Origin of the sequence: Biostraticola tofi (genome assembly GCF_004343195.1) — a bacterium.
Taxonomy (GTDB): Bacteria; Pseudomonadota; Gammaproteobacteria; order Enterobacterales; family Enterobacteriaceae; genus Biostraticola; species Biostraticola tofi.
The window spans coordinates 1-19,160 of record NZ_SMCR01000003.1 but is presented as its reverse complement, the minus strand read 5'-3'; the positions used below and the strand labels follow the sequence as shown (position 1 = coordinate 19,160).

General features: G+C 51.3%; 17 protein-coding genes, 1 tRNA gene and 3 pseudogenes. 12 read left to right on the top strand and 9 right to left on the bottom strand.

Annotated features, from left to right (window positions below):
• Positions 1 to 6 precede the first annotated feature (6 nt).
• Entirely contained in the window at positions 7 to 1,284 is a 1,278-nt protein-coding gene (locus tag EDC52_RS07460; RefSeq protein WP_131864717.1) for a D-tagatose-bisphosphate aldolase, class II, non-catalytic subunit, read from the bottom strand.
• A gap of 381 nt (positions 1,285 to 1,665) precedes the next feature.
• Here EDC52_RS07460 and EDC52_RS07455 point away from each other — a divergent pair, with 381 nt between their 5' ends.
• Positions 1,666 to 2,463 (top strand): DeoR family transcriptional regulator, encoded by a 798-nt coding sequence (locus tag EDC52_RS07455; protein WP_131864716.1) that lies wholly within the window; start codon positions 1,666 to 1,668, stop codon positions 2,461 to 2,463.
• A gap of 258 nt (positions 2,464 to 2,721) precedes the next feature.
• Here EDC52_RS07455 and EDC52_RS07450 read toward each other — a convergent pair whose 3' ends face one another.
• The 3 genes from EDC52_RS07450 to EDC52_RS07440 all read right to left on the bottom strand — a co-directional run bounded on the left by EDC52_RS07450 (position 2,722) and on the right by EDC52_RS07440 (position 5,831).
• Positions 2,722 to 3,549, bottom strand: a complete 828-nt coding sequence (locus tag EDC52_RS07450; protein WP_131864715.1) for a carbohydrate ABC transporter permease — start codon at positions 3,547 to 3,549, stop codon at positions 2,722 to 2,724.
• A complete protein-coding gene (locus EDC52_RS07445) occupies positions 3,546 to 4,454 on the bottom strand; it encodes a carbohydrate ABC transporter permease (RefSeq protein WP_131864714.1) in 909 nt (302 codons plus the stop codon). The genes EDC52_RS07450 and EDC52_RS07445 overlap by 4 nt, the downstream gene beginning before the upstream one ends.
• Positions 4,455 to 4,541: 87 nt before the next feature.
• On the bottom strand, positions 4,542 to 5,831 hold the full coding sequence (locus EDC52_RS07440) for an ABC transporter substrate-binding protein (RefSeq protein ID WP_131864713.1): 1,290 nt from the start codon (positions 5,829 to 5,831) through the stop codon (positions 4,542 to 4,544).
• Between the two features lie 342 nt (positions 5,832 to 6,173).
• Here EDC52_RS07440 and EDC52_RS07435 point away from each other — a divergent pair, with 342 nt between their 5' ends.
• The 5 genes from EDC52_RS07435 to EDC52_RS07415 all read left to right on the top strand — a co-directional run bounded on the left by EDC52_RS07435 (position 6,174) and on the right by EDC52_RS07415 (position 12,130).
• The gene (locus EDC52_RS07435; RefSeq protein WP_131864712.1) at positions 6,174 to 7,337 is read left to right on the top strand and encodes an ROK family transcriptional regulator; all 1,164 of its coding nucleotides are present in this window, start codon (positions 6,174 to 6,176) and stop codon (positions 7,335 to 7,337) included.
• 33 nt (positions 7,338 to 7,370) lie between these two features.
• Positions 7,371 to 8,882 carry a M81 family metallopeptidase gene (locus tag EDC52_RS07430; protein WP_131864711.1) on the top strand — a complete coding sequence of 504 codons (1,512 nt, stop codon included), beginning with the start codon at positions 7,371 to 7,373 and terminating at the stop codon, positions 8,880 to 8,882.
• Positions 8,875 to 10,245: a Xaa-Pro aminopeptidase gene (locus EDC52_RS07425; protein WP_131864710.1), complete on the top strand. Its 1,371-nt coding sequence runs from the start codon at positions 8,875 to 8,877 to the stop codon at positions 10,243 to 10,245. Before EDC52_RS07430 ends, EDC52_RS07425 begins: the two co-directional genes overlap by 8 nt.
• Before the next feature lie 68 nt (positions 10,246 to 10,313).
• Positions 10,314 to 11,405 (top strand): ABC transporter ATP-binding protein, encoded by a 1,092-nt coding sequence (locus tag EDC52_RS07420; protein ID WP_131865134.1) that lies wholly within the window; start codon positions 10,314 to 10,316, stop codon positions 11,403 to 11,405.
• Positions 11,406 to 11,833: 428 nt separating this feature from the next.
• Positions 11,834 to 12,130 carry a hypothetical protein gene (locus EDC52_RS07415; RefSeq protein ID WP_131864709.1) on the top strand — a complete coding sequence of 99 codons (297 nt, stop codon included), beginning with the start codon at positions 11,834 to 11,836 and terminating at the stop codon, positions 12,128 to 12,130.
• Between the two features lie 405 nt (positions 12,131 to 12,535).
• Here EDC52_RS07415 and EDC52_RS07410 read toward each other — a convergent pair whose 3' ends face one another.
• Both EDC52_RS07410 and EDC52_RS07405 read right to left on the bottom strand, forming a co-directional pair.
• Positions 12,536 to 12,958, bottom strand: coding sequence for a hypothetical protein (locus EDC52_RS07410; protein ID WP_230467978.1), 423 nt, complete (start codon positions 12,956 to 12,958; stop codon positions 12,536 to 12,538).
• 13 nt (positions 12,959 to 12,971) lie between these two features.
• Positions 12,972 to 13,562: pseudogene (locus tag EDC52_RS07405) on the bottom strand (transposase); the annotation flags it as partial.
• A gap of 322 nt (positions 13,563 to 13,884) precedes the next feature.
• Between EDC52_RS07405 and EDC52_RS07400 the strand changes: the two are divergent.
• Positions 13,885 to 14,331, top strand: a complete 447-nt coding sequence (locus EDC52_RS07400) for a hypothetical protein (protein ID WP_131864708.1) — start codon at positions 13,885 to 13,887, stop codon at positions 14,329 to 14,331.
• Between the two features lie 243 nt (positions 14,332 to 14,574).
• Positions 14,575 to 14,868: pseudogene (locus EDC52_RS07395) on the top strand (tyrosine-type recombinase/integrase); the annotation flags it as partial.
• Between the two features lie 127 nt (positions 14,869 to 14,995).
• Here EDC52_RS07395 and EDC52_RS07390 read toward each other — a convergent pair.
• Both EDC52_RS07390 and EDC52_RS07385 read right to left on the bottom strand, forming a co-directional pair.
• A complete protein-coding gene (locus tag EDC52_RS07390; protein ID WP_131864707.1) occupies positions 14,996 to 15,385 on the bottom strand; it encodes a HumD family translesion DNA polymerase in 390 nt (129 codons plus the stop codon).
• 97 nt (positions 15,386 to 15,482) lie between these two features.
• On the bottom strand, positions 15,483 to 16,562 hold the full coding sequence (locus tag EDC52_RS07385; RefSeq protein ID WP_131864706.1) for an acyltransferase family protein: 1,080 nt from the start codon (positions 16,560 to 16,562) through the stop codon (positions 15,483 to 15,485).
• A 203-nt stretch (positions 16,563 to 16,765) separates the two neighbouring features.
• Here EDC52_RS07385 and EDC52_RS07380 point away from each other — a divergent pair.
• Positions 16,766 to 17,428: pseudogene (locus EDC52_RS07380) on the top strand (tyrosine-type recombinase/integrase).
• A 15-nt stretch (positions 17,429 to 17,443) separates the two neighbouring features.
• On the opposite strand, the gene EDC52_RS07375 reads toward EDC52_RS07380, so the two are convergent.
• Positions 17,444 to 17,520, bottom strand: a tRNA-Arg gene (locus tag EDC52_RS07375).
• A gap of 186 nt (positions 17,521 to 17,706) precedes the next feature.
• Between EDC52_RS07375 and folD the strand changes: the two genes are divergently transcribed.
• The 3 genes from folD to EDC52_RS07360 all read left to right on the top strand — a co-directional run.
• Positions 17,707 to 18,570: a bifunctional methylenetetrahydrofolate dehydrogenase/methenyltetrahydrofolate cyclohydrolase FolD gene (folD, locus tag EDC52_RS07370; RefSeq protein WP_131864705.1), complete on the top strand. Its 864-nt coding sequence runs from the start codon at positions 17,707 to 17,709 to the stop codon at positions 18,568 to 18,570.
• Positions 18,571 to 18,582: 12 nt separating this feature from the next.
• The gene (gene ybcJ, locus EDC52_RS07365; protein ID WP_131864704.1) at positions 18,583 to 18,795 is read left to right on the top strand and encodes a ribosome-associated protein YbcJ; all 213 of its coding nucleotides are present in this window, start codon (positions 18,583 to 18,585) and stop codon (positions 18,793 to 18,795) included.
• A 66-nt stretch (positions 18,796 to 18,861) separates the two neighbouring features.
• A partial coding sequence (locus tag EDC52_RS07360; protein ID WP_165911676.1) for a transposase occupies positions 18,862 to 19,160 on the top strand: 299 nt, incomplete at its 3' end.

The following is a 19,160-nucleotide window of genomic DNA, read 5'->3' as shown; positions in this document are numbered from 1 at the left end:
GCTTCGTTAACAGCGGCAGGCCGCGGCGTACTCACGGAGTACATCGGTGATGGCGTCCAGCACCAGGGTTCGGGCCTCCGGACGCAACTGCTTACTGCGAACGCGGCGATACTGTATCGGCAGATACTGGCTCAATAATGGCTGTGACAGTGGCTGCCGATTGAGGTTTTCCAAAAGAAGGTCTACGGCTGCCTGAACCTGCTTATCCGGCCAGTAATAACGCAAGCGATCCGAGTAGCTGAAATGACGAGCAAAATGCTGCTGCTGTTCGGTGCCGCGGTAATATTTCTGCCAGGCACTGGGCGCTGCCAACATGGTTTGCTCCAGGCAGGCCCGTAGGCCGCTGCGTTGCCCCTCGGGCACCCATTCACGCTCGATATTTTCCAGGGAATAAAGCGCTTCGCGCAGGGCAAAGGTCAGTGCGGGTCCCACTTTGAGGATGGCAAAATGGCCTTTAACCAAAGCCCGATAAGCTTCAGGCTGCTGGTAATCGGTGGAGTGCGCTTCAAATACCAGGTGCGGGTAGTGATTGACGCATTCGCTAAGAGATGCTGCCTTTTCGGCTTCGAAGTCGACGACACCGTCATGGGAATATTCCACGCCTGGCTGAACTACCAAGCCAATCACCCGCGGCCAGATGTGACCAAGGTCTAGCCGCTCAAACGCCTGACGGTGCGTCGACAGCGTCAGTGCTGCGGCATCCACGCATGTGACAGCCAGAGAATCCAGAGAGTGTGCTGCCCCTCCCGGCACAGGTACCTCAGTACCAATGACATACACCACCTGGCATGCGCCAAATTCTCTCTGGCTGGTTTGCTCGCAGACACGGGCCAGACGCGCCGCGCGTTCAGCAACAATAGCATCGGTCAAAGGCTGCGGGTCACCGGCGCACGGCATGCTGCAGTCAAGATGGATCTTCTGAAACCCAGCCGCCACGTACTGCTCAACCAAAACCTCGGCACGTGCCATCGCCTGTTCCGCCGGCATATGCTGCCAGCGATTCGGGCCAAGATGATCTCCTCCCAAAATCAACTGGTCTGGCGAGAAATCCAGCGCTTGCGCCAGCGACCGAAGATGATCACTGAAATCCTGCGGCGTCATGCCGGTGTAGCCACCGTCCTGATCAACCTGGTTGGATGTCGCTTCAACCAGTAATTCGGTACCTTGCTCACGAGCAAACAGAATGGCGGCTTCCAGCACCCAGGGATGGGCAGAACATACTGAAGTGATGCCCACATGCTCACCCTGCTTATGCCTGGCGATTAATTCAGTCAATGTTGCCATGTAGCCTCTTTAACTTTCGTTTCATTTCACTTAACCTTCAAATTACGGTAATAAAGACCATAATGAAAGGAAATGGAAATATCAACAAAGAATATTGCGATCAAGGCAAACATAACGAAATAGTGTGATCTGCGTTTTATTTCCCAGGTCAGGAGAAAGCCGCTTTTATCTTTGATAACTTTCGGTTAGGCAGTGAAGGAAACACAAGAAAAGGAAAGGCAATGGATTCTTCGCCCATAAGCAGTAAGTATGATAGCCTTCGTAACAAAGAATAGGTTGGGCAGCCTGCGCAACTGAAAATGTCCGGGTGTCGGGTTATACAGCGGCATACGCAATCCCGGTTCAACTTCCCAAACACGTTAACCACGTCCTACGAAGACTATGATCGAGAAAAAAAGTGTACGCAGTACCAGTGAAAGGCGAGAAAAAATCATTTCGCTGTTGAAAAGCCAAGGGGCGGTACAGGTCAGTGATTTGGCAGCCCGCTTCCAGGTTTCCACTGTGACTATTCGTGGCGATTTGACTTTCCTGGAAAAACGCGGAATGGCTACCCGCGCCTATGGCGGCGCATTGATTTGCCAACCCCCGACCATGGCCAGCGAACGCAGTATCGAGGCCAAGCAGACTGAGCATCTGCTGGTCAAACAGCGCATAGCGCAGCAAGCAGCTTCAATGATCACTGCCGGCAGTACGATCATTCTCGACTCAGGCACGACCACTTACGAAATTGCACTGCAACTGGGTGACAAGCAGGATATCATTGTGATGACCAACGGGATGAATGTGGCTAACGCACTACTGAATGCCTCTGCCGTCGAATTGTTGCTTACCGGTGGCCATCTGCGGCGCAGCTCCCAATCGTTCTACGGCTCCCAGGCAGAACTGTCATTAGATAATTATCATTTTGATATGCTGTTTCTCGGTGTTGATGGACTGAGTCTGACCCAGGGCGTTACCACCCATCACGAGAACGAAGCGCGTATGAATCGTCGTATGTGTGAGGTATCCAAACGCATCATTGCAGTGGCTGATTCAAGTAAATTCAATCGGGTAGGTTTACATCGGATCATTGACACTGCCCGTATCGATGTTCTTATCACCGACACGGCTATCAGTGACGAAATGCGTAAAGGACTGGAAGATTTAGGGGTCGAATTGCTGCTGGTTGATCATACATAAAAAATGCCCGCCATAAGCGGGCAATAAGCATGACAGGCAAGATTCTGTTTTTGTGTTTGCGAAGATAGCATGCTCTGTAATAATGACACTTATATGACAATAACTGCATCACCTTGCCGTGAGTGGCGTTCAGTTCAACAGATAAGCTAAAAATGTTACCCGAGCACTTCTTTAGGCAACCTACCCAAGTTAAACCCGGAAGCGGTGTAAAGGGCAGCAGCTGCCCTATTTTTGCCACCCGGCCGGCAGATCCGACTGTTATTTAGAGCTACCTCCCAACAACCCCCTTACGAACGCCTTCTGGAAGCAGAGAAAGACCAGCAGCATGGGCAGCACTGAAATCAACGTTGATGCCATCAATGCGCCATAGTCCACCTGAACAGCGCTGATAAAACCATTCAGCTTGGCAGTCACAGGCATGGTGCTGTCACTGTTGGTCAACGTCATAGCGAATAGCAGGTCATTCCAGATAGATCGGCTTTGCACTATGGTCAGCGCGGCAATTCCCGACAGCGAAGCCGGCAGGAGGATCTTGAAAAAATAACCGGTTGGCCGACAGCCATCCAGCTGTGCCGCTTCAAAAATGGCGCGCGGCACGGTAGCGAAGAAGTTGCGCATAAAAAACGTACAGACCGGCACACCATAGGCCACATGTACCAACCAAAGCCCGGAGATATGGTTGTACAGGCCAAGTTGATGCATTATAAAAAAGACGGGAATTTGTACAATTTGATAAGGTACAAACATGCCGCTCAACAAAAAAAGGTAAATCCACCGACTGCTTTTTACCGGCAGCATTGACAAGGGAAAGGCCGCGATGCAGCCAATCAGCACTGACAGTATCACTGCTGGCACGGTGATTTCTATGCTGTTCAGCAGGCTGACGCCAATTTGCTGCCAGCCGGTGGAGAAATTACCGCTGTACCATGAAGTTGGCAGAGTCAGGGTATTTACCAGCTCCGCGGGCGTTTTCAGCGATGCGCTCAGCGCCAGCAGCAGCGGCAGCACAAACAGCAGCGCCAGCAATGTTGCTGCGCTGTAACGTAACAGTCGTAGTGGTTTGACAGCCAAGGTCACCGTGCTCATTCGCTCAACTCCTCTACGCGTCGGGTGATATAGATGATGTAAGGCAGGATCAACAGCGCCGCCAGCAACAGCTGGCATATGCCAATCGCGCTGGCCATCCCCATTTTAAACTGACCAAAAGCCACATCGTACAGTTGGGTGGCCAGCACCTCAGAGGCACGCGAGGGGCCTCCCCCAGTCATTGACCAGACGATATCAAACAAGCGCATGGCGTCGATGCCAAAAATGCCTACCACCAGAATGGTCGAAGGCCATAGTTGCGGGATGATGATGTGCCAGAAGATACTCCAGCGTGACGCCCCATCTACCCTGGCCGCCTCCAGATATTCGTAAGGCAGGTTGCGCAGGCCAGCCAGAAAAACAATGAAGGCAAAACCCGTCCCGGACCAGAGTGCGGCGAGCATCACCGACAGGTTGACAATGGCCGGATCGCCCAGCCAGTTCTGCATTTGCTCGGGAAAACCCAGTTTGGCTATTACCGTATTGAACAGCCCGCCATCCGGCAGGTACAGCCAGCGCCAAATGGCTGCTACCGCTACCGGCATAAAAATATAGGGCACAAAGAAGGCCAGCTTAAACAGGCTTTCACCGCGCAACTTACCATCCACCAAAAGTGCCAGCCCCAGTCCCGCCAGGCTTGGCACGACCAGGCAGAAAGCCAACCAGGCAATATTATTGAGAACGGCATGATGAAACCGCGGTTGTGAGAGCAAGCTGGTGTAGTTATCCAGCCCCACGAAACGTTGCCGTGGCGAAAGGCCATCCCAGTCATGCAACGACAGATTGAAGGTATAAAAAATGGGGTACAGATAAGAGGCGACAAACAATATAACTGGCAGCAGTAAAAACAAGCCATAAGTCAGGTTGCGCTGTCTGCGGGCAGAAAGGGTGGGCAAAAGTGGCATGATGTTACGCAACTCCTCATAAATTAGTCCGACGCGTTTCGGGTGATTACCTGAAGACGCGCGGCGGACCTTACAGAATGTTTCCAGTTACCATTTAACGAACACGCCTTCATCTTTCTTAAGCGTTTGCCGCTGCTGCTCAAGCGAATTCAGCATAGCGTCGAGCCCCTCCGGGCTTGGGTTTTGCGCATAGGCGGCAATTTGGTTGCCCAGTTCCTCACTCAATTCGACCGGCAGCAAAAATTTGAAGTTGGGCAGTACCTTTTGCAGCTGGTTAGATTGCTGAAGCTCTCCCCAGGTTTTTTTGCCGATGGTATCGTAGATGCTGTCATCAACCGTCATATTGGCGGTAACCGAGCCTTTGGGACCATTAAACGCCCGTTGGCCTTCAGCGCTGGCGGCGGCCAGCAGGAAGTTTTTCCCGGCCTGGTTTTTGATCGCGTTGCCGGTTTCAGCGCGCGCTAATACGTCTACCTGTACCACGGTAGCCCCGGAAAGACCCGGCGCCGGGAAAAAGTTGAAGTCTATTCCCGGCTGCATACCCTTTTCCTTTAGATAGGCGGCAACCCAGTCGCCCATCTGGTACATCGCAACCTTACCCTGGACCAGGCGATCAGCGGCGCTGGACCAAGTGTATCCACTCCAGTCTTTCATGTAGTTTTTGGCATACATTTCGGTGAACAACACAAAGGCTTTGCGGACTTCTGGGCTGTTAAACGGCATGTCGCCGCTGGCCAACCGGTAATAACCGTCGGAGCCCAATGTCGAGACCAGTGGCGCGTACAGGTTATAGGCGGTCCAGTTGTTGCCGCCCGCGTTAGCCAGCACTTCATAACCCGCGTTTTTCAGGGCCTTGCTCACGGCGCTATATTCTTCCCAGCTTTTAGGCGGCGTCAGATGAAGTTTGTCGAAAATCTGTTTGTTGTAAAAAATATTGCTGACCGTATGCATATTAAGGGGAATGCCATAATGCTTGCCGTTAAAGGTGACCACCCGCGCCAGCCCTTTAGGAAACAGGCTGTCACCCTTTACCTGTTGCCAGATATCGTCCACCGGTGCCAACCGGCCACTGTCGACGAAGTTTTTCAGTTCCTGCCCCAGCGCGCTTTGCCAGACGGCCGGAATATTGCCACCCAAAAAACCCACCTGCAACGCCTGACGCATCTCAGTGGTACTTCCTGAAATCGACCGCTGTTTTATAGGCGTTTCCGGATACATTTTGTTAGATACCGCCATCAGCCCGTTGATTGCCGCCAGCTCAGAACCCGATCCCCAATAGGTCCAGACCTCGCTGGTGGGAGCGGATTGCGCCTGAGCAATGCCAGACGCACAGACGGTAATCAGGGTGGCCGCGGCCAGAGTGATACCAGGCTTCATTGTGTGGATCTCCTGAATGAATAAATGAATCGAAAGAAGGCCGCCGAGTAATAATTCTTAGGTACAAACATAACGTAGCTGAACATTGCGCGGAGAGTCAATTGAGGGCGACATACCCTTTGCTTATATCCGGAAATACAGGACTGGTGGATTTTTTATTGCTCAACCTAGGTGTAAGACACGGCAAAGAGTCAACTTAAACAGATTTAAATACTAATATTCATCGCAAACGCAGTATTTACTGCATTTAACAACTCTGGGTGACTGTTGAAGATATTGACTTGCTGACAAGGGTTTCATATTTTGTTTGAAATTCAATTTAATTACCGTGCCGTCAAATTTATGAATCCAACTTATCTTCGTCAGATACATGCTTCCCAGATATTCCACGCCTTACGCGCCCACCCTAATATCTCCCAGCGGGAGTTAGGTGTCCTGACGGGGTGCGATAAATCAACGGTATCGGTAATCATCAAGCGCTTCGAAACTATGGGGCTGGTCGAACGCACACAAGGGCAGCCGCGCGGCACAAGGGGCCGTCCCCAGGAGAGTCTGCGCATTTCCATGAGCAGTGGCTTCCTGCTGGGTGTGCATCTTGAATTTGAGCAATTGGTATTGGTGCTGGCGACGCTTGATGGGCAACCGCTGGACAGCTGGCAGGGCCCTTTACCAGTCGAGCCTGCGGCATTGAGTCCACTGTTAACTGAGGGCATAGCGGCACTGATGCAGGGACAGCCGCAGCCGGCCGCTGAGATCCGCAGCGTGGGCGTCTGCCTGCCCGGCTTGGTAAAGATGGGCGGAGGACTGGTCTATTCCCCAAACCTGGACTGGCGCGATGTAAACATGGCCGAACTCTTGGCTCCCCATCTGTCCGTGCCGGTCCAGGCGGATAACGATACTAATGCTGCCACCCTGGCCGAACATTTGTTTGGCGATTGCGCCGGCATCGACGATTTCCTGCTGATCCAGGGCGGGTCGGGCGTTGGTGGCGGTCTGTTTATGGATGGCCGGGTCTATCGCGGTAAATCCGGTTTTGCCGGCGAACTGGGACATCAGAAAGTGATAGCCAATGGCCGGCCCTGCAATTGCGGTGCGATGGGGTGTCTATCAGCCTATTTATCGCCGGGGGTTCTGGTAGAACGCGCCGGGTATTGCGCACCAGGTATCGCCTCGCTAGCGGATGTGCAGGCGGCCGCTGACGCGGGTGACCGCGAAATTCAGGGGCTGTTGGATGAGTCCGGCGGTTATGTGGGGCTGGTTCTGTCAAACCTCATCAATGCGCTTAACCCTCCGGCCGTGGTATTGAGCGGCACGCTGGCGCAGCTGTGGCCATGGCTGGAGCCAGGGGTCCGGCGTTCACTCAATGAGAATGCTCTGCCGGCAATGCTTTCTCAGGTCAATATCATTATTTCCCGCCTTAGCACCGCTTCGGTGCCATCAGGTGGGGTTGCACTGGCGCTGGAGGGTTTCACCAGTCTGGACGCCTCAGAAACGCTGTTTGGCTAACACTGTCACGTCTACCAAAAGGAAAAATGATTCATGAAACGCATTGCTGTTCTGGGTATCTCTTACGAAGCGTTGTTGCGCTCACCTGTGCTGACCGACACCATGGAGATTAAACGCGGGTCGGAAATGCTTGATGCCGGCCTGTGGCTGGTACGCGGCATTGAACAGCGCCTGCGCGAAGAAAAGGATGTGGAAATCATCCCCATTATGTGGGCGACCGCATTACCGGGCGGCGGATTTACCGCTGAGATTTATCAACAGGTAAAAGCAGAATGTCTACAGGGACTAAGCAAAGCGGGTGCATTGGACGGCGTGGTGCTGGCGAACCACGGGGCCATGGAAGTGCAGGGGCTGGATTGCCATGCCGATACCGATTTTGCGGCTGCGGTGCGGGAAGTGGTCGGCGCCAGTGCCGTTATCACTGTGGCGCTGGACCTGCACGGCCATATTACACCGCAAATGCTGAAGGTGGTCGATGCCATCAGCGCCCTGCGCACCGCCCCTCATCGCGACGATCAGGAAACCGGATATCGCGCAGCCCATCAGTTATTGCACATCCTTCACAGTGGCCAGCGGCCTAAAATTGCCGCCGTGCGTATCCCGATGCTGATTCCGGGTGAACAGTCGGTTACCACCGCCAGCCCCGGCAAGGAACTCTATGCCCGTTTGCCGGAAATCAACGCTCTGCCGGGCATTATGGATGCCAATATTCTGGTGGGATTTGCCTGGAACGACCGTCCTTGGGTAGGCATGACCGTCTGGGTAACGGCGCAAGATGATCTGGCGCTGGCTACCCGGCTGGCGCAGCAACTGGCCGATGATATCTGGGAACGCCGACGAGATTTTATACTGCGGATGGAAACGGCCAATATAGAGGAAGGATTGAAGATCGCCGCCGTCGCCCCTCAGTTCCCCCTGTTTTTATCTGATTCCGGTGACAATACTACAGCCGGAGCCTATGGCGATTTGACGACTGTATTACAGGCTGTGCTTGATGAGCCCGCACTGACTGATGTCGTCGTGGCGGGCATCACGGCTCCCGGTATCGTCAGGCAATGCCACCAGGCGGGAGTCGGTGCCACCGTACAGCTGATTCTGGGAGCGGAGCACCGCTCGGCCCCGGCAACAGCCAGGCACGTCACAGCGGTAGTGGAAGCCGTAGACGACGAGCTGCGCCCCGATGGTTTTCAGCCATATCTACGGGAAAGCGCTGCCTGGGCGCGGGTGCGCATCGGCCACGTGCTGGCAACGTTCCATGCGGCATCCATCGGCATTACTACGCCAGCGCATTTCACGATGATGGGCATAGACCCCCTGGTTCACAAGGTCTGTGTTGTTAAGCTCGGCTACCTGCATCCACAGTTGGAGGACATCGTTGCCCGGCATATTTTACTGATGAGCGACGGTGCCGCCAACCTGGATGTGCGCCGATTGTCCTTCAGTCAGGTGCCGCGACCGTGCTGGCCGCTTGACCCGGAAGGGCAATGGTCCGCCGCTGATAACACCTACACTACCCCGCTACCAGGAGGTCCCGACTATGCGTAAACTTAATCTGCGTTCCGTTACTCTGCCTGACTTCGGTGTGCCGGAAACTGCCCCCCCAATCCCGCCAGAGATTTATGAATCGCGATGCCAGCGAGCCTGGCAGGCGGCAGGTTGTGACTGGCTGGTGGTGTATGCCGATCGTGAGCATCTGGCTAATATTGCCTTTCTTTCCGGCTTTGAACCGCGTTTTGAAGAAGCACTGTTATTGCTCGGCCCGGCAGGCCAGCGCATCGTTATTACGGGTAATGAAGGTCTAAGTTATGTTCCTCGCGCCGGGCTGGCTGGGATCGACATCCTCTTGAGCCAGACCATGAGCCTGTCAGGACAGGATCGCACCCGGCAATCGGACCTGGTTGCGGTGCTGCGCCAGGCCGGCATGGCCCCGAGCCAAAGCGCCGGACTGGTGGGCTGGAAATGCCTGCAGGAGGAAGAGTGGCATGGCGCGTTGCCCTCGTTCCATGCTTCTGCGCTGGTCGTAGACGCGCTGCGAGCGGTGCTGGAGGATCCTCGGGCGTTGAGTGACGCCACACCTGTGTTGATGCACCCCGAAACTGGACTGCGGGCGGTGGTGGATGTGCACCAGATTGCCGCCCAGGAATGGGGAGCGGCCAGGGCATCGGCCGCAGTGTGGCGCATCGTTTGCGGCACGCGACTGGGTGAGAGTGAAATGGCTGCCGCCGCACGCATGGGCTACGCCGGCGAAGTCATGAACACCCACATGATGTTCTCTTCCAGCCGTCCCGGCGAAGGGCCGGTTGTGGGGTTGGCGAGCCCTGGAGGGCGGCGGCTACTTGAGGGCGATGGGGTCACCACGGCAGTGAGCTACTGGGGCGGTCTTTCTGCTCGCGCCGGCCTGCTGGCAACCGAAAATGAGCGCTTTACGGCCATTGCCAAGGCCTACTTCCAGGGTTTGCTGACCTGGTATGAAACAGCGGATATCGGCGTAAGCGGCGGCGAACTATTCGGACGAGTCAATGACGCTCTCGCGCTGGGCGGGCTCAGTTCAGCCCTTAACCCCGGACATCTGGTGGGCCATGATGAATGGGTCAGCACACCGGTGCGGCCGGGATCGACTGAATGTATCCGTTCCGGCATGCCATTTCAGGTGGATGTGATTCCGACTCCGATGACAGCGGGCTGGGCGCTTAACTGCGAGGATGCAGTCACCTTTGCCGACGCTGATCTGCGTTTGGCGCTTAGCCAGGCCTACCCAGATGTATGGATGCGTATTGAGGGACGACGTCGTTTTGTGCAGCAGGAACTGGGCGTCGCCCTACGACCATCAGTGCTGCCCTTATCCAACACGCCGCTGTGCCTGCCACCTTGCTGGCTGGCGGCTGATAAACTTTTGGTATGTGAATAAGCCTGTCGCTGCCGGTCCGCCTAGGGGCCGGCGTAATGAAACGAAACCACTATGCGGAAACGGTTTTTATGTCGAAAGTGTCGCTGCACCAGGTAGCCAAGTTTTATGATAATTATCACGCCGTGCAGGATATCAGTCTGGATATTCCTGATAATGCTTTTGTCGTGTTGGTCGGACCGTCCGGTTGCGGTAAGTCTACCACGCTCAGAATGATTGCCGGATTGGAGGATATAAGCCGGGGGGAAATTCGCATCGGTGATCGGGTAGTGAACCAACTGCCACCGGCGGAGCGGGATATCGCCATGGTATTCCAGAATTATGCGCTTTATCCTCATATGACAGTGCGGCAGAATATTGCTTTCGGCCTGAAGCAGCGCCGCCTGCCCGCAGCGGAAATTGCCCGGCGTATCGACAATATCGCCAAGCTGCTGAATATAGAAACCCTGTTGGATCGCAAACCTCGCAACATGTCTGGCGGTCAACGGCAGCGGGTGGCAATGGGCCGTGCCATGGTGCGTAGTCCGGCGGTATTTCTATTTGACGAGCCGTTGTCCAATCTTGACGCCAGCCTGCGCGTCAGGATGCGTACTGAGATTAAGCGATTGCATCAGGCCGTACCCACCACCACCATTTATGTCACTCACGATCAAACCGAGGCGATGACCCTTGCAGATATTGTCGTCGTGATGAACGGCGGCCGTATTGAACAATACGGCCCGCCGCAGCAATTGTACCATTCTCCCGATACCCGTTTTGTCGCGGGCTTTATCGGCTCGCCCGCAATGAACTTTTTTCCGGCTACCTTGACCCTCACTGAAGGGACCCCCACCATTATGCTGGCCGGTGATATCCGGTTACCGCTGCTGACGGCGCATTTCCCGGCGGACTTGCAGGTCGGAAAACCGTTGACGGTAGGTATTCGCCCGGAACACTGGACACTGAGCGGCGATGATAATGCCTGTCTGCAAGTGACGGTGGATGTGGTGGAACCCTTGGGCCAGGAAACGCTGGTCTATTTCCGCCACGGCGGCGAGGACTATTGCGTGCGGCTTGACGCCAGTTTTGACGGCGCACCGGGAGAGACGCTAAAGCTCTACCCCTGCCGGGATAAAATCCATCTATTTGACCTAGAGAGCGGCCTGCGTTTATTGATCGATTGACCCTGAACCGCCCTTTGAGAAATCTGTTCACATGGACCCGCATGTGAACAGCATGTTGAAATGACTCAAGCCCATAATTCGCGTAAGTTACCTGCCTGCTGGCCAGGCGAGAATCGGGCGCCATCCGGTTATTTCTCAAGCGACCGTTAAAAATGAGCCGCATCACACGTATCGATGGCCAAATTACCCATAATATCGCTGATCTTTGGCGGCAAAGAGCTTTCGCGCTTTTATCGTTATTTTCTTTATCTACATTTATAAATAGATTTGTCACATCGAGGGGGATGTTGATCGGGATGAGTACAACTGCGCTTTCCCATTTATGAGAGTACTCCTACCGTCATTCCAGTTGTATATGTCTTGGGCGACCTGTTTCGCCGGAAAACCCCTGCCTGGACAATTGCATTATTATTCATCCTGACGATGCCATGATGAAGGCGACGGTAGGTAGTACCAAGAACTATAACATTAATGCTGCAAAATTCTTGAAAGGACCGCGTGTTACTGGTGAAGATAAGTATCCGGTTGTGCTTTTCCCATTGGGCATTCCGAATATGAAAACAGCGATGGACGGGGCTATCGAAAAAGATAAGTGCGCAGTTGGACTGAGTGACGTAGTCGTTACACAACTGAATCATGCCTTTATCTTCGGTACCTTTGGCTACCGTGCTGAGGGTAATCTGATTATTGACAAGACTCTGCCTAATTGCGAAAACCATATCTGAATTTATCGACTTAATCGAGCCGCCTATAGCGGTTTTTTTTATGGCTATCTCCATAAAAGAACGACTCTTATCTACTATCTCGATGACTTAAGGGAAGCTGCTCAGATCATCAAACATTGCTCCTATTGGCTGGCTTAAGAACAGCAGCGCTAGCCATCATACGGCCTCATTTATCCCTGCGCGACTGTCGGCGTCAAACCTTGGTCTGTCAATTGCTGCCTGACATTTTGTCCGATGAATTGAACCCGTGCCATGAATCATCCCTGCGCTGTCACTTATGGCCTTCTTCGGCTTCACCGCGACTTTTTGTCGCGGTCCATTTCCATGGCGATGAAGGCCTAAATTGTTGTAAGCGGTTAATTGTCGCTTTGCAACTGGCGCAGCGGATTCATTTGATATTCAGCGCTATTTACATGCTTCCCTACCAACATAATCAGCAATTGATTCATCAAATATAGGCGCCATATCAGAATGTGGGGAAGATGACTGCATTTCTTCAAAGGTGTCACCCTCACCAAGATATTTGACGGTATGGTTTGAACAATCGTATAGCCGTTTAGAAAATGAGGTGCCTGAAGGCCCAACTCTTTTAGTTACTATCGCCTTGAAGTTCCCTTTGCCTCCCTTCTCAAGCACAGTATATTCTGCCTTTATATCAGTTGGGATATGCAACTTATACACTGCAGCTTGCGCCGATAATGAAAATGCGAATCCTAATATTAAAGCGGCAGTTAACTTCATGAGAGAATTTAACCATGATGAATCATTATGTATGAAAATATTACCACTAACTTTATAATTCTGTAAATACCCCCATGTTAAAGCCATGCATTTTTTGAGATCATGACCCTGCAAATAACTCTGTATTATTGTCACCGTATTGAAAGTGATAGTTCAAGCGGTCACCGAACTCGATAAAAAAACGGCTCATGGCAAACCGCCTTCTGGATCGGCATACTCCATTTGTTTGACGCATCCTTGATCGTCAGATAAATAACTTTTCGCGCCGAGTCGTCTGTCGGGAACCCCGCTGGCTTGTTGATGGCTGCCCGGTTAACACTGTTCAGCGACTCGGTGGCATTCGTAGTGTAAATTGCCTTGCGGATATTTGTCATCCCATACGTCCCCGAGCGCATCCAGCACCATCAGCGCGGCTGCTTCCGTCGGAGCCTGCTATACCGTTTTAACCCGCCGGTGACGGCCTTGTAGTCCTTCCATGACAGGTATTCCAGGCTGTTGCGCACCCTATGAATGATGCGCAGCTGGATAGGTGTCTGTGGCTAAACGCTGTTTATCGCATCCGTGAAGCCATTCAGGCTGTCCACGCAGGCAATCAGGGATGTGCAGGCCCCCGCGGTTTGAGCTCTGTCAGCACACTGAGCCAGAACTTCGCGCCTCCGTTTTCGACAAACCACATATCCAGCACTCTTTCTGAGGGGCTATTAGCGCACGGGTGGAGAAATCCACCTCAACACCGGATATTGGGCTGAGAAACGCCAGCACGGCGGCAGTAATCGCAGGGACCCACGACGTTAGAGGTATTTTAGCGCTTGCAAAATCGGTTGGCGAATCCCTGAGGAGGAAGAACATGGATTCAATGCTTACATTAATCCAATCCCAACAATTTTTAAACATGAAACACGTTTTTAGCTGCAGTTAAAATTTAAACCTGAAGCAGCTTCACATATTAAGTGAAACCTTTTACATTCAGCTTGCCCATGCCGGGCTTTTCTTCTGAACATAAAAGGAATTATATGTTAAAAATACTATTTTTATTTATTTCAATGACATCAATATCTTCTTTCTCCATTGCAAATCCAATGTTATCTGACAATGAGGTTAAAACGGAAATCATTAGGGAGTATTTGAAAAGACATATCACCTACACCGGCCCCTGCCCTTGTCCTGAAATTAAGGCCGCAGACGGGAGCCAGTGCGGCACAAGAAGCGCCTGGAGTCGCAAGCCAGGGACTGGCGTAATGTGCTATTTGGACGAAGTGAAGCCTGGAATGGTTGATGTCTGGCGTGTGAAAAATACAAACCAGAAGGCTTTACCGCAACGAATAATGACAGCTAAAAATATAAAAATAGATAATAAAATTGATGAATACTTGAAGAACTACGTTATTAATAAAATAACAAACCCCGACGATTTAAATTTCAAGGGGCTTAAGATAGTTGATACAAAAAAGATAGAGTGATGGAAAAAAGCAAGTCAGGAAGTTAGTCATTCCTTATGAGACAAGCTTGATTGATTAATCCCTGTTCTGGCCCGCTTCGGCGGGCTTTTATTTACACCCAGAGAATGCCAAGGCCGGCAAAGCGATAGGTGTAGCTTTGAAAGATACTGCGCTTAAGGTGTTAAAAGATCAGATAGACAGTAATTTGCGTTATGTCTTTGTGCATCTCAGCGCATCTTCCTCACTGACGGCAGTAGGACGCAGTCAGTGAGGAAGATGCGGATTGATGATAACACAGCCTGGCGAACTAGCCTTCGCCGAGCTGGCATCACTGACTTTCGTTTTCATGACTTGAGGCATACCTGGGCAAGCTGGTTAATACAGTCCGGGGTGCCAAAATCTGTATTGCAGGAAATGGGCAGCTGGGAGTCAATCGAAATGGTGCGGAGGTATGCCCACCTTGCAGCGAATCATTTGACTGAACACGCGAGGCAAATCGATGTGATTTTTAACCCCTACAGGATTCGAACCAGTGACCTACGGCTTAGAAGTTCCTAGATTTACCTTTTAACACAGTAACTTACCGCATCAATACGCGCTCACACGTCCCACGATGCAAAAACATGCAAAGGCTTGTAAAACACTACAACCCTTTGTGTGTGCCAAAAGTGTCCCACGCTAACGATCACATGCACGGCCTGTCTTCGAACTCGAAACATGGCGTGCTGTTGGCTGAATACGACACAACGCCAAAAATCACCGCCGCTTCATCAGAGATAGAATCCTCTGTTAGCCGCCTCACAGCTTTCTGCATGTCCAGTTTTTTGAGCGCAGGCGATGGGTATAGCTGCAGCATGCACAGCATATGCTCACCGCCAACATCAGCCACGACGACAGATCCATCAACAGGCGTTCTGGCCCTGTCTACCACTAACAGCGAGTCCGGCAATATACCGTGTTGCGGCGAACCATCCACAGCTTTCATGAAATACGTGGATGAAGGCCGCAAAATGCACAGCTGATCGAGCGAAATTCTGTCTTCAATGTCGTCGTTTGCCGGAGATGGGAAACCCATGATAAGCCCTCGATACTGTTTGGACATACAGTATAATTAATCGCTTATCATCTCTTGTCAATTGCATCCCACTCCACTCGGGCAATATATATCAATTTTATTTCCTGTTAGATCTTTGCAGTATTAGCCATATCTTATTGAATTTACTGATAACTAATTTATCAAAGAACTTTATGTAAATTGCGCATACTGCAAATGATGTGAAAACAGCTATTACTATGGTTGTTTTGTAACCCACTAATGATTGAGTTATTGGGTATTTGTTCCATATAAGCCTCTCGAATATAGCATGAGACCAAAATCCTATGTCGGCATGTATTAGATAAAGCGGGTACGTCATTGCACCTAAGAATTTTACAGTAGAATAATGTTTCCCTACTTCTTTTATGTTGAATGCACACCAGGATAGTGTTATCAACACAAGGCAAGAAAGTAGCAGAGAGGCATTTGTCACAGAGTACCCGAAGCTTGATTGAGAATGCTGGTTGAATCCTACCATGCGACTATAAATAAGAATTGAGCCAAGTGCGATTATGGCAATATCTAAAGGATTTACCCTATCCTTGCTTATGTTATAAATTGCAATTCCAACTATAAAGTGACCTGCATATTCTGTTATAAATAGATACTCAATTAAAGAAGATGAAATAACATATTGGTTTGCAAATGCTAATAATAACCAAGCAAAACAGAAATTCCTTTTGTTACTTTCCCAGACACCAAAAACCATCATTATGGAAACGATAATGTAGAAAGTTACTTCTTTTTGTATTGTCCAATATACATCACTGAAAAATGAATGGCCGAATGCTTGCGGGAAAAAAGTTAGACTATAAATTAGAGATTCGGCTCTCTCTTTAAACTCAACCATAGGAAGAGAAATGCTAAATATGAGAGCCACAACACTAAATATAAAAAATGTTGGCAAAATCCTGTTTATCCTGGACTTGATGAAGTCGAAAGGCTTTCTTCCATCTGACGAGAGTGATATTACGATTCCGCTAATGATGAAGAACAAATCAACACCAAAATCACCATAGAAAAATGATCTCACTGCAAGTTCTTTAGGTAAAAGTCCAGACAGTGGTGAGGCAAACATGTAGTGGTACATTATCACCATCAAAAACGCAAAAAACCTTAACCCATCTAACGCCTCTACTCTGATCTTCCCTTTCATATACCCCTCTGGAGGATGCTAAATTGCAGTGATCATACATCAGAGGGAGAATTTATGACATTTTAACTTACCTACTCAACCGCTCGACTATCCCGGCCATCACAGAAATATCTCATCCTGAAATAATCCTGTATTAATTACCTGGCCAATCCGCCCCAAACTCGCAAAGCGAGCGGGGATGATTGCATACCGAAAGGAGCAGCATCAGGTCGATCACCCTCAGGGGAGGTGTCTGGCATTGTCATTTATTTACACCGACAGGCAAAAGAGTTAGGAAATCGCTTGGCACAACGGACAAGCGGCAAGCACAAAAGTTGCACGACCGATTGAAATCGGAAGCGTGGCGGGTTGATCAATTAGGTGACCTACCCGTCCGTAGTTTTGAAGAGTGCTGTATCAGATGGCTGGATGAAAAGGACACCAAGCGCAGCCCGGACGATGACAAACCGAAGATCTCTTTCTTCTTAGAGCACTTTTCTGGGCGGGATATTGCCACAATCTTCACGTTTTGCGTTTGTGCACACGAAAGCATGGCATCGATCAGATGGCTCAATGACGGATGCAGTGAGAAAAATGAGGGTGGATGATAATAGCGCGTGGAAAACAGGACTTAAACGGGCAGGCATCACCGATTTCGTTTTCACGATCTGAGACACCCCTGGGCGAGTTGGTTAATTCAATCCGGGGTGCCGCTGTCGGCGCTGCAGGAAATGGGAGGTTGGGAGAGTATAGAAATGGTGCGCAGATATGCCCATCTGGCACCGAATCATTTGACTGAACACGCGAGGCAAATTGACGTTATTTTTAACGAACGTGTCCCAAATCTGTCCCACAGTGAAAAGCAGATCGGAACAAATGACATGTAACTCATTGAGTTTAAATGGTACGCCCTACTGGATTCGAACCAGTGACCTACGGCTTAGAAGGCCGTTGCTCTATCCAACTGAGCTAAGGGCGCACAGGGGCAAGTGCTGCTGCATAATGCGGATTGGATTATACGTAGCGAGCGGGCCTAGTCAATGGCTTTTCTTCTTACTGCTCAGCTGCTAAGCAATTGTATCGCATTCAGTGCCTGACAGCAGGCCGCGCTTCTGACAAAATAGCGCCTATCACAGCATGAATGAACTATGGATTATCAATTCAGATGGTTGCAAAAATTATAGATGGGAAAACGATTGCGCAGCAGGTCAGGAATGAAGTGGCTGGTCTGGTGCAAAAACGCCTGAGTATCGGCAAGCGCGCTCCGGGCTTAGCGGTGGTGCTGGTCGGAGCAAATCCGGCCTCACAAATCTATGTTGGCAGTAAAAGAAAAGCCTGTGAAGACGTAGGCTTTATTTCACGCTCATATGATCTGCCGGATACCGTTTCAGAATCAGCACTGCTTGAGCTTATCGACACCCTGAACGCCGATGAAACCATCGATGGTATACTGGTCCAGCTTCCCTTGCCTGCCGGCATTGACAATATCAACGTATTGGAACGCATTGCGCCTGATAAGGATGTGGACGGCTTTCACCCATACAATGTCGGCCGCCTGTGCCAGCGTGCGCCCTTGCTGCGCCCCTGTACCCCACGGGGCATTATTACTCTGCTGGAGCGGTGCGGCATTGATACCTTTGGCCAGAATGCCGTGGTCGTCGGCGCATCGAATATCGTCGGTCGGCCGATGAGCCTGGAGCTGCTGCTTGCCGGTTGTACGGTAACAGTGACCCACCGCTTTACCAAAGATCTGCAGCGGCATATTGAAAACGCCGATATCCTGGTGGTGGCGGTCGGTAAACCCGGTTTTATTCCCGGAGAGTGGATAAAGCCAGGCGCGGTAGTGCTGGATGTAGGTATCAATCGGCTGGACAATGGCAAGTTGATCGGTGATGTTGAATTCAGCGTCGCGGCTGAACGGGCATCCTGGATTACCCCGGTACCGGGCGGCGTAGGGCCGATGACAGTTGCAACGTTGCTGCAGAATACGCTGCAGGCCTGCGAAGATTATCACGACAAGCAATCCTGAAGGCGGATTAACATGGAAACATTCTCATTAGAAGGTCACCCGCATATCGCTCTTTGTGATTTGCTGAAGTTTCAGGGATGGTGTGACAGCGGCGCGGCAGCAAAGATTGCGGTCGCCGAAGGTTTGGTTAGGGTCGATGGTGAAATGGAAACCCGTAAGCGCTGTAAAATCGTGGCGGCGCAGCGGATAGAGTATCAGGGCCAGACGGTCAATATCGTCGAGTAATCTCCCCTAGTGTCAGGATACTTGTCACCCCCATCATAAATCCTAATGGGGCGATGGGGACATTTTATGAAGCGCATTTCACCGGAGCGAAAGGCGGCCACACTGGCTAAACTCCTTCCTCCGTATAACATGACGGTCAGCGCAGTTGCACAAATGGAAGGGATATCGGAAGCTACTTTGTATAATTGGCGTAGTCAGGCTAAAGCAGAGGGGAAACCGGTGCCGGGTGCAGACAAAAACAGCGAACAGTGGCCGGCGCAAGCCCGCTTAGCGGTGATTATCGAGACCGCCACACTCAGTGAGACCGACATTGCGGCGTACTGCCGTAAAAAAGGTCTGTATCCAGAGCAGATCACCCAATGGAA